The sequence below is a fragment of the Deinococcus psychrotolerans genome, assembly GCF_003860465.1.
GTDB classification, from domain to species: domain Bacteria; phylum Deinococcota; class Deinococci; order Deinococcales; family Deinococcaceae; genus Deinococcus; species Deinococcus psychrotolerans.
This window is the reverse complement of sequence record NZ_CP034189.1, coordinates 22,149-36,543: the sequence shown is the minus strand read 5'-3', so window position 1 is coordinate 36,543 and position 14,395 is coordinate 22,149. Positions and strand designations below refer to the sequence as shown.

Genomic DNA, 14,395 nt, shown 5'->3' with positions numbered 1-14,395 from the left:
ACTTGCCTCGCTCAAACAGAGTCTGGTCGCATCAGCCGCCGAAAAGAATCATCTCGTGCTGGCTGAATGCGCCGCAAAAAGCCCGTGAACATGATGCCGAAGACAAGAGCAGTATGCCACGGTTTACATCAGCAGGCCCCACGCTCAGACTCCAGCGTCCCTGCCACGCCACTTCCTTGCGATAGGGTGAGTGACCGCTAGAGCTGTTGTTGTATTTCAGTCGAATTCTCATTCTTTCATTCATGAATTCATGCCATATTCAAACGATGAAGACGCGGCAAGTTCCTTATATCATCGCCTTAACCTCTTCCAAGGGCGGGGTGGGCAAATCCACCCTGGCCGTCAATCTGGCCGGGGCTCTGGCCCTGCGCGGCTCTACAGCGCTGCTCGACGCCGACGCCGCCATTCAGACCAGCGGCGGCTGGGTCAGGCGCGGCAACTTGCTGATCACCCCACTGCTGGAAGGGGAGAGTATTCCCGCCGGAACCCGCTACCTGGTCATTGACACCGAGGGCCGCCCTGCTGTGGCCGATATGGTGGACTTATCGCACTCGGCCAACATCGTTTTGGTGCCGACTGCGCCCAATAGCGTGGAGGTGGAAGCCACCGCCAGACTCCTTAGCCAACTCACCCAGGCAGGTGCGGACATGAGCAAGGTGCGGGTGATCGTCACCAAAGCGCCGCCAGTGGGCAGCGTCGGGCAAGTCGCCCGTGACGAGCTACGCGGGATCGGCTTCAGGGTTTGTCAGACGGTAATTCGGCGCTACACCGCCCACGAGCGGGCACACGAGCAGGGGGTGTTGGTCAAAGACACCAGCGATCCCAAAGCCGAGAACGCCTGGGCCGATGTGCTGGGCCTGGCCATTGAGGTGTGCTGATGAGTGAGAAGAAAGGACGCTTCTCAGCATTCGTGACTGGGCCGGTAATAGAGCCAACCGCGCCCAAGCCTCAACAGCCTGCACCTATTCCTGACACGCTAGAGCTGCCTTCCACGTTACCGATTCCTGCTGCGCCGGAACGCGAAGATCGTCGTCCATTCAGCACCCGTCTCAAACCCAGCTTGAAAAAGGCTCTGGACACTTATACGACGGACCTCAAACTGGCGGGCTGGCCAGTCAGTCAGGAGGGAGTGCTGGAAGAACTCATCAAAGCGCTCAGCGACGACGCCGACTTGCGCGAGCGGGTCACGGCGCGGCTTACCAAACGGCGAACCTAAATTGCCACCCAAGCCCTCACTTAGGCACGGCCTCAAACGGCGGGTGCTGGAACTCAGCGAGCAGGGTGAGCGGGTCACGGTGGAAGACGTGCTCAACACGCTGCTGGCCTGTTATCTGGAAGACGAAACTTTACGGCAGACGGTTGAAGAGAAACTGAGCTGACTACGCGAGAGGAAAGCGGTCTGAGCGCCTGGCAAGCGGACATGGTAGGCGGCTTGCATTCCGTCTCTGCTAGAGCCGTGTGATTGAGCCAGTGGCATGATGATCGGCATGACCGCTGATCTGGCTCTCCCCTTACCCGGTGTCGAGTTGCGCCTCTACCCCACCTTTGCTGAAGTGCGCCTACTCGTGAGCAGCAGCGAACCGTCCCTCAGCACCGCTTTCCCCGCCGAAACCTGGGAGCAGGTCATTCCCGATTCACCCACGCTGCTGGGTTTACCGTTCTCGGCGATGACCTTGACCTACCGAGAAACGTGGCTGTCGTCGCTGGAAGGTCAGCTCTTGTGGCTTCAGACGCCCAACGGACGGCAAGACGTCACGTTAATCCGCGCCGACGACCTGCTGGTGCGAGATCAGACCGGCGCGCACTTCCGCGTGAATGAACGACACCTGCTGTTCCCCGACCCACCACCCACGTACGGGAAGAGTGGCGTCCATCATCTCAACTTCCAACTCCGCGCCCCTGGCCAGGGGATCTTGGCGTATTTGACGCGGGGGATCACCTGGAATGCCCGGTACACCTTGGAGACGCAAGCAGATGAGGTCACGCTCACTGGCTTTGCACAGATGCGTAATCAGGTGGACCAAGCACTGGTACCGGACAAGCTCACCTTGGTGGCGGGCGAAGTACCGTTGTCAGCGGTTCGTAGTTCGAGGTATTCGGTCAAGGACTATGACATCCCGGCGTTCGCGCAGGCCTCACCTGCTTATAGAAATGAACCTGAATTCGAGGACGTTCAGGAACTGGCGGGTCTGTCCTTGTTCGACCTCAGGCATCCACCTGAGCTGCCCGCACACGGCACCGTGACGGTGCCGTTCCAGGCCATCACCGTGCTGACCTTTGAGCAACTGGCCCGCCTCTCCACGAAATTCAGCCTGCATGACCAACAGGGCGTACTCGGACGGCAGTACCGCTTCAGCGCGTTGCAGCCACTCTTAGGGGGCCAGTTGACCATCCGTGACCAGGGGTTTGTGGTCGGCCAGCTCTACCTGTCAGAAACAGCTGCCGAAAAGGTCGTGATTTTAGATCTCAGCGATGACCCGGACTTGACGTATCAGCGTTCGGTGGAGGTCGTGGATGTTCAGCGGCGCATCGAGGTGGCAGACAACAAGGAGAAGACTGAAATCACCCACACCACTTACCAAGTCACCTATGCCCTGAACAATGTCAAGACCCGGCCCGTCGAGCTGGAAATCGAAGAGCGACTGCCACGCAATCAAGTCAATGGCAGTGAACCATATGCTTCGCTGCGAGAAGGTCAGCTTCGCTTCACGCACACGCTGATGGGGGGGGAGAAAAAGGTCCTCAGTGCCAGGGTCGTGCTGGAATCAAGAGCCCAGGTAGATGGACTGGTCAAACGCTTGACCAGAAAATTCGGATTGTGAAGCATCAGAGCTAGCCAACGATTATCAAGGTCAATCGTTGGCTAGCTCTGGCAGGTTACGAATGGGTGCTCTCACTGCATCAAGGGCGGTATCCGGGTGGCCTTTCTGTTTGGCAGGCCATCACGCTAACCTGAATCATGCGTCTTTATGTCGGGGTCACCGATGGCGACTGGTTCAGATTCCTCGCTGATCAGCCAAACTTGGACGAGGTCAACTTCTGGCGGCCGAGCGGGGCTTCCTTCAAGATGTTGCAGGAAGGCGACCTGTTCCTCTTCAAGCTCCATGCTCCCCATAACTTCATCGTCGGGGGCGGCTTCTTCACTCGCACGCTGCTCTTGCCTGTCAACTTGGCTTGGGAAGCGTTCGGCGTTGCCAACGGTGCTGAAGACCTGCCGACTGTCCAGCGGCGAGTCGTCAAGTACCGCTCGAAGCAGGGTCAGGCGATCCAAGAGGCCAACCCCAGCATTACCTGCATCCTGCTGGCCGAGCCGTTCTTCTTCCCACGTGAACAATGGTTCCCGATCCCCGAGAGCTTCAAGCTCAACATCGTCTCGGGTAAGGGCTACAGCACCGACGAGACCGAAGGTCGAGCGCTCTATGACCAGGTCGCCGAGCGCCTGCGCTTGCAAGCCACCGATCCAGCACCGGCCACCCTCGCCGCCATTGAGACACCCCGTTACGGCCAACCGCAGCTCATCCGACCCCGACTGGGTCAGCGCAGTTTTCGTGCTCTTGTCACCGAGGCTTACAGCCGCCGCTGCGCCATCACGGGCGAGAAGACGCTGCCGGTTCTTGAAGCGGCACATGTGCAGCCGTATGGCCGGGGCGGGCCACACGCCATCGAGAACGGCTTACTCCTCCGAAGTGACCTACACCGTCTCTACGACTCCGGCTATATCACCATCGAGCCTGAAGAGCGGCGGCTGATTGTCAGCCCACGGATCCGCAGCGAGTTCGAGAATGGTCGGCACTATTACGCCCTGGAGGGTCAGCAGCTGGCCGCGCCGCAGCTCGGCTTCCCGCTGGTCAGCAGCGAGCGGTTGAGATTCCATGCTAATGAGGTCTATCGAGGCTGAGGTGACCAGGCGGGCAGAGTTAAGCCCTCTTGTTTACAGCTCTAGGACGCTGGAACATCTGCTGTCTCTCTCTAGAAAAAAGCAGCAGCAGCAAGGTCAAACTGGCATATCCAGAAAGTCGTCGGAAATAACTCTCAGCGCTGTTTAAGCACATTCAATTAGGGTAGAAGGTAGGCAGGCTGGCGACGCCATTTTCTTGTCGGCGCTCTGCTGGCTGGTCACTGTCCAAGCCTGAGCCGCTTCTATCAGGGCACGGCAAACTGCCCCCAAAACAGCCCAAACGCTACGCCCCTTACAGAATCCGGCCTGAAACGGCCCAAAACCCAGCCCACCGACGCATATAACTGGCATATCTGGACACTCGAAACATCTAAATGCTGTCCCACACGGCATCCCCATTTCCTAGGTTCTATAATTTATATAAGAGAACCTAGGAAATGGACACTTTCAGCTCCGCCCATCCATTACAATCGGCTTCCCATCCTTGTCCACCAGAACAGTCAAACCTCCACCTGTCCCTGCCCATTGGTATAAGTAGCACACGCCAGTTTCCCGGTCGCGCATGATGCGTGTAAGCTCACCAAGACTTTTATCTTCATGGACAACTTCAAAACGTTTTTCTTTTGACATTTTTTGAGGATACTTCAAAAGTGTGGCACCCTAACAAACTCCTGTCGGCACTTTGCTCGCCTGACGCTCGGCCCCAATCTGCCCACCTATTCTGTTACACATCTTGGTTGCTCCCATGAGGGATGTAACTTGTCTGTCTCGCTCTCGACACAGACAACGGAGCCTTGACAATGTGCCAGTGTCCGGCCTAACCGATGCGCTGATGACTCGACATCCAGTAAGCGGTTTTCGCGGTGCTTGAAATTCTCCATAATGAAGACATGAGCTTTTCAGTTGTAGTCCTGCAACCTCACAAGCTTTGCCCTATCGATTTTGATTCTGTCTCAGAACGGGAAATTGATGCATGGTTGGAATTCAAGCAGACTTTCACTCGCTTTGAAGCCTCCATCGCACCAGACGGCCTGTTCTACGATTTTTACGCTTCAATAGCTTCTGAGCTTAGTCTTCCGCTCCTTTCACAAGTTTACGAACGAGGTCTTGACTTGCGGACATCTGATGACCTGTCTCAGCTCCTGCATGAAGTCAACTCTCTTGAAGTGGAATGGTTGCGGCGTGATTTTCAGGGCCAATGGAATGACCAAATTCATGGTCTGGGGAGATGGAGGCGGCTGCAAGACGGGGCAACAGACCTCAAGCAGGCTCTCAAAATTGCAATCGAGGAGAACCTCTTTTTGTGTTTGTCCTAGCGAACACAACGTCCAGCTCTGCTCACCTGACGCCTGCTGCTGGGCATAAAGATTTTTGAATGGACGTTTGTGTGCCTTTATGCCCTAAATCTCTCAGGCATAAAGCCGTTTATGTCGGGGAGAATTAGCACCAAACAGTATTAGTGTTAATTTCTGGGGTGCTGCTGGTGTTCAGGTCGAGTAGTAGGTAACCGCAACTCGCAGCAATTCCAACACTCCTAGCGGCGTTTCTCACCGAAATAGACAGCTAGGCCAATAATTATGAATGCCACTCCCAGGGGCAGCCAGATCACTTGGCGAGTGGCCACATAGACTCCTAGGAACGCCAAGCCCGCGATTACGAAGCAGACGAGACTGATAAGCGATAACGTGGACTTAGGCATGTGTCAGTCTACGTCCTGCTTTAAATGGGGCCGGGGATCTAGCTTTTTACACCTAACACGGGAACCTAGTAAGCTGTTATACGGCGAATTGAATACTGCATAACGCGCTCCAGAAGGGTGTTTTACAGCTGTGCAGAAGCTATTGTGCATATTTAGCGTCTGGCCGCGTTTTTTTTCTTCAAGTTGCCCTTTGTTGCTGCTCTTGCCTGCGCTGCGCTCCTCCTGAGCTTGAGCCTGAGTGCCTGCTCCACGGATACCAAACCTCAAGCCCTTACCTCGGCCCTGACTGTCAAGCTTGACGGCGTCACTCAAGCCAACCTGACCCTCAAAAACGCCAGCGACAAGGTAGTCTTCGATGGGCTGATCGAGCAGGAAAAGGTTATCCGTGACCTACCCCGCGACGTCTATACCTTGACTGGGGCTGCTGTCGACACCCGTGTCGCTCAAATGCGTATCGTGGATCTGCGGCAGGGCGACCAAAGTGCAACGGTCAGCTATGTCGAGCAGCGTGCCCAACTCATCTTGCAGGTCTACGGTGTTGCGCAAGCACCGATCACTGTGCGCGATGAAAAAGGTGTGGTCGTCTTCGACGGCCCCGTCATGGCCACGCAGAACATCCCCACCCTGAGTTACGGCACGTACACCATCACCCCCGGCACGGTTTCCGGCCAGACGACCCCCAGTGTGCAGACGGTGCGGGTGAACGGCGCGACCACCGTCACCATCAACTATGTCTCTGCCCGCAGCCTGCCTTGACGCCAGTTAAGGCAGGCTGCGGGCTAAGGTTCAGTCTACCCCTGCTCTCCGTCTACCGGAGGCCAAGTTAAGGCAACACAACCCAGGTGAAAGCGGTGGCGGTAGGGCGTTCCGTCGGTCACGGTGGTGAGCCTACCCCAATCCGATTAAGGCAACATCACCCCTTAGGGAGCTTGAGAGAGGTTCAGCATGCCACTGCCTATCTCCTCAGCCTTAGCCGTAAGGAGAGGCACCGCACTGTTTTTGATTTTCTGCTCTATTTCACTTGGAGTGGCAGCCGGGAAAGCTTCTCGCCACAAAGCCAACGCCCCAGCGACCAGTGGCGTTGCGAAGGAAGTCCCTTCGTAAGCATGAATGGTACTGGTGGGACTACTACTCATGATGCCCTGTCCAGGAGCAGCGATATCAACGTAGGCTCCGTGTGTGCTGAATGAAGCGGGACGCCACTCTCCAGTGGGCAGAACCCGAAGTGCTCCAACGGCCACCAGCCCAGGCAAGTCGAAAGCAGCAGGATAATGTGTTGGGCCAGCACTGCCTTGATTTCCAGCGGCAGCAGCAATCAGAACTTGCTGTCGGAGCGCATAGGCCAAGACGTTTTTCAATCCTTGAGTGGGTGTATCTCCACCGAAGCTGAGATTCAGGACGAGTTGTTTGGGGGGCACAGTCTTCAATGCGAAGCAAACTCCCCGGACAGCTTGGCTCGCCAGAATTTGTCCGTGGGCATCTCCAATCCGAATAGGAAGAATTCGTGCGTCAGGGGCAACGCCGAACTCTGCACCAGCGGCCAGAACAGCGACCGGTGTCCCATGTCCATCCTGATCGGGAGTGACCGGGTCATCGAAGGCGTCACTTGGATCGCTGTCTTCTTCTACAAAGTCATATCCGGCAAGGAGGTTCTGTCCCAGATGCCTTTGTTGAGTAACCCCAGTATCCAGGATGGCGATGGTTACGCCTTTGCCGCTGCGGCCCCGTTGACGTGCTCCCTGAATGCCAATGGCGGTGAGGTGATCCACATCCAGTCCCCAGAGGCTTTGCGGATCCACCTGCAACACCACGTCCTCCTCGGCTGGTTGACGCAATCGGCTCAACACCGCTCCGATATTCTGACCGCTGGGGACTCCCACCCGGGCCAGGGTACTGGTGCATGGTCCTGGACCACCCAGGGGCCTGAAATCGATGAGGCTGAGTCCTAAATTGAGCTGGCTGAGCCTGGCACTGAAGTCGCTTTTCGTCACACCTTCCTTGACCCATACGGTCACTTCGGTGGTCGAGACTTTTCCGAGTACCTCGAGTGACTGCTTGAGGCTCTGGCCACCCACATCGACCCGCACGACTTGTGATCCAGCTTTGGTGCCAGGCGGAACGCTGAAGACGATGGTTTCTCCACTTGCTGAGACGACATCAGCAGGCGTATCACCTATAAAAACGTGGGCTTGTTGAGCGCTGACGCCGGTCAGCTTGGCCGTGACGCGTTCAGTTGGGAGCGCCTGGGTCAAGTTGAGGCTGAGGCTCAGCGGTCGGGGATCGGTGGGACTGGAAGGGCCACAACTGGAAAGCAAGCCAAGAAACATCAAATAGCGGAACGACGATTTCATTTTCTACCTCCAGGAACAAGACCCCATCGAGTTCAGTGAATATCCAGGGCATGCCTTAAGCTTGAGCGCCCCGAGGTGAACGAGCGATGAACGCCTGGTACTCAGCTTGATACCGCGCGACAACCGTGGGGTTTCCGCTTTTCTCAATCAGGCGCAGAGCCTCCTCGAACGCTTCGTGATCCCCTGTCAGCTCCGCCAGATTGGCAAGGATTGTGCCCAGCAGGAGTTTTTCTCCTCCTTTCTTCGCAAGGGTCAGTGCCTGCGCATAGGCGTGGCTGGCTTCCGGCAGCTGCTCATTTCGGTGATAGAGCGCACCGAGGTTATTCCAGACTTTTGCAGAAGTGTTGAGTGAACCGGCCTCCTCAGCCAATGACGCGGCATCCTGATAGGCCTGGACTGCTCCGGCCAAATCTCCCCGTCGTTCACGCACTTGTCCGAGGTTCATGGTGGTCAGTGCCCGCACCGCGAGGTTGTCGCCAGCCGCCTGAAGCGCTTGGCTGAAAGCTGCTTCGGCATCCTCACCAGCAGCACTTAGAGCGGCCGCCCGGTTGTTCAACACTCCGGCCCAGCGGGCGTTGTCACCAAGGGTTTGCCAGAGTGTCGCGGCCCGCCGGTAGTGTTTCTCCGCACTACCGTATTCGCCTTGCTGGAAGTCGAGATTGGCCAAGGTATTCAAGGCTTCGGCCCTGGCTTCGTCCTCACCGTCCAGGGCCACTTTGGCATGCTGCCTCGCCAGGTCCGGCTGTCCAAGTCGCCAGTACAGCGCACCTTTCAGGGCAGACGCTTCTGGAGTCACTGGAAGATCGGTCAGGGTGAGAAGCGCTTCCTTGAACTGCCCTGCGCGCTCCAAAGCGCGGGCATGCAGTAAGGAAAGTCGCTCGGAGGAGGGCGCTTCTCTCAGCGCCTCAACGGCTTTCAAGGGAAAACCTCGTTGCAGAGCCTGTTCTGCCCAGGCCTGATATGACTTTTCCACTTGGCGGAGATCACTTTCTTCCCACAACGCACGGGCCTTCTGGAAAAACGGCAGTGCAACGGCAACGTTCAACTGCCTAGCGATTCGGAGGGCCAGTTCAGCTTCTATCGTGGGCCGCGCTGCCAGAATACGCCGGGCGGCTGCCTGCCCCCGGACTTCTCCGGAAGGTTCGACGAAGCCACCTTTCAGAAGTTCCTCCAGAGCCAGCGCAAGTTCAGGTGCCGTCAGGTCGAGTGCCTGGCGGACGAGAGGAAGGTCAGGTGATTCCAGAAGTGTGAGGGCAGCATACAGGCGCTGAGTTTGTAGTGACAGACCCTGGATGCGGGTATCCAGGGCCGTGTCGACTGGTTCTGATCGCAACCACGCATTCAGTAAGCTGGGCAGACCTGCAGTGGCTTCCAATGCTCCCGGAAACGCAGTGAGCTCCTGCGCGCTCAGCGGATAAAGGTCGAGACGTTCATCTACAGAAAAAGACGGCTCTCCGCAGGACGTTATGACCACAGTCGCCCTTGTGCCCAGGTCATGAAGCTTGGCCAGCAGCATGCGGCTCTCCTCGTCCATATTTTCCCAATGGTCAAGGAGCCAGATGCCCTCCTGAGTGGCGAGGTGCCGCAGGAGCAGGGCTTGATCACCACGCTGAATCACATGTTCGAGTAGGGGTTCCAGTGTGGCGTAAGGCAAACCTGAACGCCCAGGCAAAAGCTGCCCTGGCAGTTGGCGGAGCAAACTGCTTTTGCCCAGTCCTGAACCGCCTTTGATCCAGGCCCAGCGGCCCGCAGGTAAGTGACGCAAACGGGCCAATTCCACCTCCCGCCCCACAAAACTTTGACGTAAGCGTGCGCGCGCCGTTTCAACGTTTCCTTCCAACTTCAAGTCCCACTCGGCAGCCCGCCGCCGTGACTCTTCCAGCAGCGGGCTCTCACCAGCCAGCAGCAAGGGAACCGCACGCACCCAGAATTCCGGATCGGGTTCTGGCGCGCCCAGGACGCGGATGGCCCGTTCTACCCATACGGCCGAACGCTCGAACTGCCCCAATGCAGCCTGTTGCTCTGCAAAGGCTAACGCGGTCTCTCGCAGGGCTTCTGCCAGGGCTTCACGCTTGGCGTAGGCCCATTCTTCGAGCTCGGTACCCCATTCCAGCAGTTCGGATGCATCCAGAAAAGCGCCCTGATAAAGCTCAAAGGCCGCTTCTGGTTGTTTGGCACGAACAGCACGTTCAAAGTCCAGAGCGTCACATGGCAAGTCAGCCCAGACACGCACGCCGTCGTCTTGCAGCACACCAGGAACGGCCTGGCGAATTTGCCGCACTGCAACAGCCACCGAATTCGTCGGATTGCTTGCATCTGGCCAGAACAACTCCCCCAGCAGACGTCGGGCCTGCGGGCCCTCCAGGGTGAGGTAGGTCAGCAGCAGCAGCGGTTTGGGACGCCCTAAACCACTGCCTTCCAGAGAGAGGCCCCCCAACGTACGTAGGCGCATGCCGACAGTGTAGGTGATTCTCTGTACTGAACATCACTGTTCACTGGGTTGTGTTGCCTTAACTGGTGTCACGGTCAACGGAGGGCAGGGGTGATCTGAGGTTCAGATCACCCCTGCCCTCCGTTGACCACGTCTGGAACGCTTGTTTTTGGTTGCTTCGTCTGGTTTTGGCGGGAACGCTGGTGCGGGAATGATGGTGGTCGACGTCCGCCAGGCTCGGGATCTCCCGGATCGCGGCTCCATAACTGAGGAGCTGATCGGTATGAATAACCTCTGGGACGTCATACTCGCCCAACAATCGGGCCAGGAAGGTCTTCGCTGCTTCGGAGCCCCTATACCGCTGAAGAATGTCGAACACAAAGCCATTCTCGTTCACAGCCCTCCAAAGCCAGTGACGAACACCATCAACGCTCGTACAGACCTTATCCCGGTGGCGCAGGTCTTCCACGAAGAGGGGAGCGAATTTAATGCACCACTCGCGGAGGGTTTTGTGGCTGACCTGGGTGCCGCGCTGGTGCAGCAATTCTTGAACGTCCCGATAACTTAGGTAATAACGCCAAACGGCGTGCTGGATGATGGTCATGGGGAAACGGTGGCGATAGGGTTTCGGGTCGGTCACGGTAAGTCAGCCTGCCCCAGTCTGGTTAAGGCAACATAACCAATTCACTATCCCATAGGCTTCAAACAGCCTCTGAGAGGATGGGCCTTGGTCAGCATGGGCCATAAGGGTTCCTGTCGCTCGAGCGAACCTAATGTGCAATAACCCCCACCGGCTTACTGGTGGGGGGGTCATCCTTTGTTGACTTGAACAAGCACTTGGGGGATCCCCCCAGAATTTGAGCTTATGGTCGGGTGGGATCCTTAGAAGGGGCGTCTGTCAAGGTGCAGGCGACCTTCATTTTGCCCGAGTAGCAGAACTTGGGTGGGGTGAATTGATTGAGGTCGTCGGAAGGGACGTCCGTCAAGGTACAGGCGACCTTCATTTTGCCCGAGTAGCAGAACTTAGGTGGAGTGAATTGATTGAGGTCGTCGGAAGGGACGTCTGTCAAGGTACAGGCGACCTTCATTTTGCCCGAGTAGCAGAACTCGGGTGGGGTAAAGTGGGCGGCGGCTTCACGTGCCCTAGGTACGTAGGGAAGACGAAGGGCTACCAGGGCCGTGCTGGGTTGGTCTTGGGCGATACGTACCGGGGCACCGGTGCTTGGTGCGGTTGCTGCGGAAGCGGAGAAGGAGAGGGCCACACTTGCAGCGAGGGTTGCGATCAGCAGTCTGGTCTTGGTGTTCATGGTGTTCTCCTTGGGTGGTCAGTGGGGGGAGGCTTTCGTTCTCCCTGGGCGTGTACCGCTTGCCCTCTGCCTGAGAGAACAGTAGAAAACCGGTAGTGAACAACCGATGAACAGGGGTGAGCCTGCGGGCGCTGAACATCAATGGGCAAGCCACTGGGAGATCCCCGACGGTCGTCTTCTCTACCCAGTTGTGACCTGGGTACCGTGCCTTCCCTCTTTGACTAGGGCAGTTGCTGTCGGGCCTTCGATTCGCCGAGAGCAGAACTGCCGGGTGGAGTGATCGCAATACGCTTCGCTGATTACAGATTTATAAAATTGAATGGTTGTGTTGCCTTAACTGATTCAAGGTAGGCTGATCCGCCGTGACCGATGCCAAGCCCTACAGCCACCGCTTTCCCATGACGATCATCCAGCATGCCGTCTGGCTGTACCACCGATTTCCCCTCAGTTACCGAGATGTTCAGGAATTGCTCCACCAACGCGGCATTGTTGTGGTCAGCCATGAGACGCTGCGCGAATGGTGTATCAAGTTCAGCCCACTCATGACCGAGGAACTGCGTTATCGGGAACCCCGGCGGGGTTCCCGATGGCTTCTGGACGAGGTCTGCACGACAGTGGATGGCGTCCGACACTGGTTATGGCGGGCAGTGGACGAGCACGGCTTCGTGCTCGACATCTTGCTCCAGAGACATCGTGATACTGAGGCTGCCAAATTGTTCCTCAACCGGCTCCTGGCCGAATATTTTGTCCCAGACACGATCTGTACCGATCAGCTGCGGAGTTACGGGGCCGCAATCCGAGAGATACCGAGTCTCGCCCATGTCGATCACCAGCAGGTGATCGACACAATGCGCTGCAACAACATGATCAAACAATCCCACCGTCCCACACGGCGACAAGAGCGAAGTCAGCAGAGGTTCAGACGACGGAAACGCGCTCAGGAATTCCTGAGTTTGCACGCCCGAGTGACCAACCTCCACCATCATTCTCGCACCAGCGTCTCCGCATCAACCAGAAGACAAAACCAAAAGCATGCGTTCCAAGCGTGGTCAACGGTCGCGGCGGGGGTGGGCTAAGGTTCAGGTCACCTCCGCCCGCAGCCTGCCTTGACGCCAGTTAAGGCAACACAACCGTTCAAGCGCAAGCGCTCTGGCCACGTGCAAATGGACATCCTCAAGCAGCAGGTGAGCTCGATGCAGCTCGGGAGGTATGATCACGTCATCGGTCTCGGGGGTATCGAGTACCGCGCCGCTCTGCAAGCTACGTTCGGAGCAGACGCCCCTTTGATGTTTCCTTTCGCCGGACTGACTCTTGGGTATAGCTTGCAGGCGATCAAGGCCGCTACGGCTCGAGCGAACACCGACTGATGACTCAGGCATAGGCCTGCGTACGCTCAGGAATATATCTATCCAGCGCTTCATTCACTCCTCTCCCTACGACAGGCCTGGGGCGCAGGCCCACTGAACACATTCTTCACTCGAGCTGAGGCAGCAGCGCTAGCGTGGGCAAAGAGTCTGGGAAAAGCTGTTAGGCCTGCGGTGCAGGGGAGAAAATCAAATGGGTGAACGTATGGGTCTGGATCACGGCAGACACCCGATAAACAGGCAATACTCTATTCATGACCAAGATCTGGAGCCTGGAGGACGCGCGGATGCACTTTGAGCAGCTGATCGAGGCGGCCCATGACGAGCCGCAGCTCATCACTCAAGGCGGCACACCGCTGGTCATGGTTCAGCGGGCCCCCATTGCCCACCCCGCACCACAAAATGCCCTGGAGGCCATCACAGGCAGCTTCGACTGGAGCGACCTGCCGGACGAGGAGCTCTTCGAGCGCCACCCCAGTCCAGGACGTACGCCAGACCTGTGAGTGGACCAGCGGCGCGGGTACTTCTCGATACCAATGTAATCAGCGAGCCAACTCGCCCACGACCCAGCCCAGCTGTCCTGGCTTACCTGGCCTCACTCCCAGCAGACGCTTCGTACCTCAGCCTGATCACCCTGGGCGAGATCGAAACTGGGATAGTGCTGGCTAAGGATCCCCGACGCGCTATCAAACTCAGGCGCTGGCTGGACGACCAGATCAAGCCCGTTTACGCTGGCCGCATCTTGGCGTTGGACGACACGGTGATCCAGCGTTGGGGCGAGTTCATGGCTCTGCCTGCTGTGCGTGCGCGTCAGAGTGTGGCCGTGGACGCGCTGATCGCGGCGACCGCCTCAGTGCACCAGTTGAGTGTGGCAACCCGCAACCTCGCGGATTTCACCGTGTTTCCCATTGATAGCTACGACCCGTGGACTTATGTCACCGCTTGATGGAAAAGAGGTGGCATGAACCTGTACTTCGCTCGATCTATATATTCTTCGGGTGGCCACGTGTAATTCAGCGCCTGGACACGCTGAGGCAGCGGCGCGGTTACAGTTGCGGAGTTGGCTCAGCCTCCGCGAAACCGATGCTCGAGCAGGCACTGGCCGAGTCTCTGAACAGGAGGCTGCTACGGCTCATAGGAAGCTACAGACAGAGCGGCGGGGGAACGGGGGCATCTGTGCTCCTGATGCCACCTCGTGGCTGCTACACGTCGGGAAAGGACTACACCACACCGCTTCCTCTGCATGAGCTTGGGCCGGAGTGGCTCCGCCCATTTCCACACTTGACCCACCTTTACCCTGCGCCGCAGGTCTACGGCCGCCCGCTGGTTCCCTATTTCAGGAGTT

The 14,395-nt window shown here is 57.5% G+C and carries 15 protein-coding genes; 10 read left to right on the top strand and 5 right to left on the bottom strand.

The genetic code is table 11. The features are described from left to right. The first annotated feature begins 266 nt into the window (after positions 1-266). From EHF33_RS20950 to EHF33_RS20935, 5 genes are all read left to right on the top strand, one after another. The gene (locus EHF33_RS20950; RefSeq protein WP_164473666.1) at positions 267-878 is read left to right on the top strand and encodes a ParA family protein; all 612 of its coding nucleotides are present in this window, start codon (positions 267-269) and stop codon (positions 876-878) included. Then, positions 878-1,216 (top strand): hypothetical protein, encoded by a 339-nt coding sequence (locus tag EHF33_RS20945; protein ID WP_124875933.1) that lies wholly within the window; start codon positions 878-880, stop codon positions 1,214-1,216. Before EHF33_RS20950 ends, EHF33_RS20945 begins: the two co-directional genes overlap by 1 nt. A 1-nt stretch (position 1,217) precedes the next feature. Beyond that, on the top strand, positions 1,218-1,379 hold the full coding sequence (locus tag EHF33_RS21295) for a hypothetical protein (protein WP_164473665.1): 162 nt from the start codon (positions 1,218-1,220) through the stop codon (positions 1,377-1,379). A gap of 96 nt (positions 1,380-1,475) precedes the next feature. Then, positions 1,476-2,822, top strand: coding sequence for a hypothetical protein (locus EHF33_RS20940; protein ID WP_124875931.1), 1,347 nt, complete (start codon positions 1,476-1,478; stop codon positions 2,820-2,822). A gap of 137 nt (positions 2,823-2,959) precedes the next feature. Further along, complete coding sequence (locus tag EHF33_RS20935; RefSeq protein ID WP_124875929.1) at positions 2,960-3,898, top strand: HNH endonuclease; 939 nt, start codon at positions 2,960-2,962, stop codon at positions 3,896-3,898. Between the two features lie 447 nt (positions 3,899-4,345). Here EHF33_RS20935 and EHF33_RS20930 read toward each other — a convergent pair whose 3' ends face one another. Continuing rightward, positions 4,346-4,528, bottom strand: a complete 183-nt coding sequence (locus EHF33_RS20930; protein WP_124875927.1) for a DUF6440 family protein — start codon at positions 4,526-4,528, stop codon at positions 4,346-4,348. Positions 4,529-4,788: 260 nt separating this feature from the next. Here EHF33_RS20930 and EHF33_RS20925 point away from each other — a divergent pair, with 260 nt between their 5' ends. After that, positions 4,789-5,214 carry a hypothetical protein gene (locus EHF33_RS20925; RefSeq protein ID WP_124875925.1) on the top strand — a complete coding sequence of 142 codons (426 nt, stop codon included), beginning with the start codon at positions 4,789-4,791 and terminating at the stop codon, positions 5,212-5,214. Between the two features lie 611 nt (positions 5,215-5,825). Continuing rightward, positions 5,826-6,353: a hypothetical protein gene (locus EHF33_RS20920; RefSeq protein WP_124875923.1), complete on the top strand. Its 528-nt coding sequence runs from the start codon at positions 5,826-5,828 to the stop codon at positions 6,351-6,353. A 164-nt stretch (positions 6,354-6,517) separates the two neighbouring features. Here the strand turns inward: EHF33_RS20920 and EHF33_RS20915 are convergent, their stop codons facing one another. The 4 genes from EHF33_RS20915 to EHF33_RS20900 all read right to left on the bottom strand — a co-directional run bounded on the left by EHF33_RS20915 (position 6,518) and on the right by EHF33_RS20900 (position 11,686). Then, positions 6,518-7,849: a S8 family serine peptidase gene (locus EHF33_RS20915; RefSeq protein ID WP_164473664.1), complete on the bottom strand. Its 1,332-nt coding sequence runs from the start codon at positions 7,847-7,849 to the stop codon at positions 6,518-6,520. 154 nt (positions 7,850-8,003) lie between these two features. Further along, positions 8,004-10,400, bottom strand: a complete 2,397-nt coding sequence (locus EHF33_RS20910; protein WP_124875919.1) for a tetratricopeptide repeat protein — start codon at positions 10,398-10,400, stop codon at positions 8,004-8,006. A gap of 58 nt (positions 10,401-10,458) precedes the next feature. After that, entirely contained in the window at positions 10,459-11,019 is a 561-nt protein-coding gene (locus tag EHF33_RS20905) for a DDE-type integrase/transposase/recombinase (protein WP_338135054.1), read from the bottom strand. Positions 11,020-11,242: 223 nt separating this feature from the next. Next, positions 11,243-11,686: a hypothetical protein gene (locus tag EHF33_RS20900; protein ID WP_124875917.1), complete on the bottom strand. Its 444-nt coding sequence runs from the start codon at positions 11,684-11,686 to the stop codon at positions 11,243-11,245. A 362-nt stretch (positions 11,687-12,048) separates the two neighbouring features. Between EHF33_RS20900 and EHF33_RS20895 the strand changes: the two genes are divergently transcribed. The 3 genes from EHF33_RS20895 to EHF33_RS20885 all read left to right on the top strand — a co-directional run bounded on the left by EHF33_RS20895 (position 12,049) and on the right by EHF33_RS20885 (position 13,996). Beyond that, positions 12,049-12,762 carry an IS6 family transposase gene (locus EHF33_RS20895; RefSeq protein ID WP_124875915.1) on the top strand — a complete coding sequence of 238 codons (714 nt, stop codon included), beginning with the start codon at positions 12,049-12,051 and terminating at the stop codon, positions 12,760-12,762. Positions 12,763-13,304: 542 nt separating this feature from the next. Continuing rightward, positions 13,305-13,553 carry a type II toxin-antitoxin system prevent-host-death family antitoxin gene (locus EHF33_RS20890; protein ID WP_124875913.1) on the top strand — a complete coding sequence of 83 codons (249 nt, stop codon included), beginning with the start codon at positions 13,305-13,307 and terminating at the stop codon, positions 13,551-13,553. Next, entirely contained in the window at positions 13,550-13,996 is a 447-nt protein-coding gene (locus EHF33_RS20885; protein ID WP_164473663.1) for a type II toxin-antitoxin system VapC family toxin, read from the top strand. The genes EHF33_RS20890 and EHF33_RS20885 overlap by 4 nt, the downstream gene beginning before the upstream one ends. The last annotated feature ends 399 nt before the right edge of the window (positions 13,997-14,395 follow it).

Bases quoted from the DNA above. Each gene is read 5' to 3' on its own strand.
- EHF33_RS20930 (WP_124875927.1), bottom strand. From the start codon at position 4,528: ATGTCAAAAGAAAAACGTTTTGAAGTTGTCCATGAAGATAAAAGTCTT.
- EHF33_RS20925 (WP_124875925.1), top strand. From the start codon at position 4,789: ATGAGCTTTTCAGTTGTAGTCCTGCAACCTCACAAGCTTTGCCCTATC.
- EHF33_RS20940 (WP_124875931.1), top strand. From the start codon at position 1,476: ATGATGATCGGCATGACCGCTGATCTGGCTCTCCCCTTACCCGGTGTC.
- EHF33_RS20910 (WP_124875919.1), bottom strand. From the start codon at position 10,400: ATGCGCCTACGTACGTTGGGGGGCCTCTCTCTGGAAGGCAGTGGTTTA.
- EHF33_RS20935 (WP_124875929.1), top strand. From the start codon at position 2,960: ATGCGTCTTTATGTCGGGGTCACCGATGGCGACTGGTTCAGATTCCTC.
- EHF33_RS20945 (WP_124875933.1), top strand. From the start codon at position 878: ATGAGTGAGAAGAAAGGACGCTTCTCAGCATTCGTGACTGGGCCGGTA.
- EHF33_RS20950 (WP_164473666.1), top strand. From the start codon at position 267: ATGAAGACGCGGCAAGTTCCTTATATCATCGCCTTAACCTCTTCCAAG.
- EHF33_RS20890 (WP_124875913.1), top strand. From the start codon at position 13,305: ATGACCAAGATCTGGAGCCTGGAGGACGCGCGGATGCACTTTGAGCAG.
- EHF33_RS20900 (WP_124875917.1), bottom strand. From the start codon at position 11,686: ATGAACACCAAGACCAGACTGCTGATCGCAACCCTCGCTGCAAGTGTG.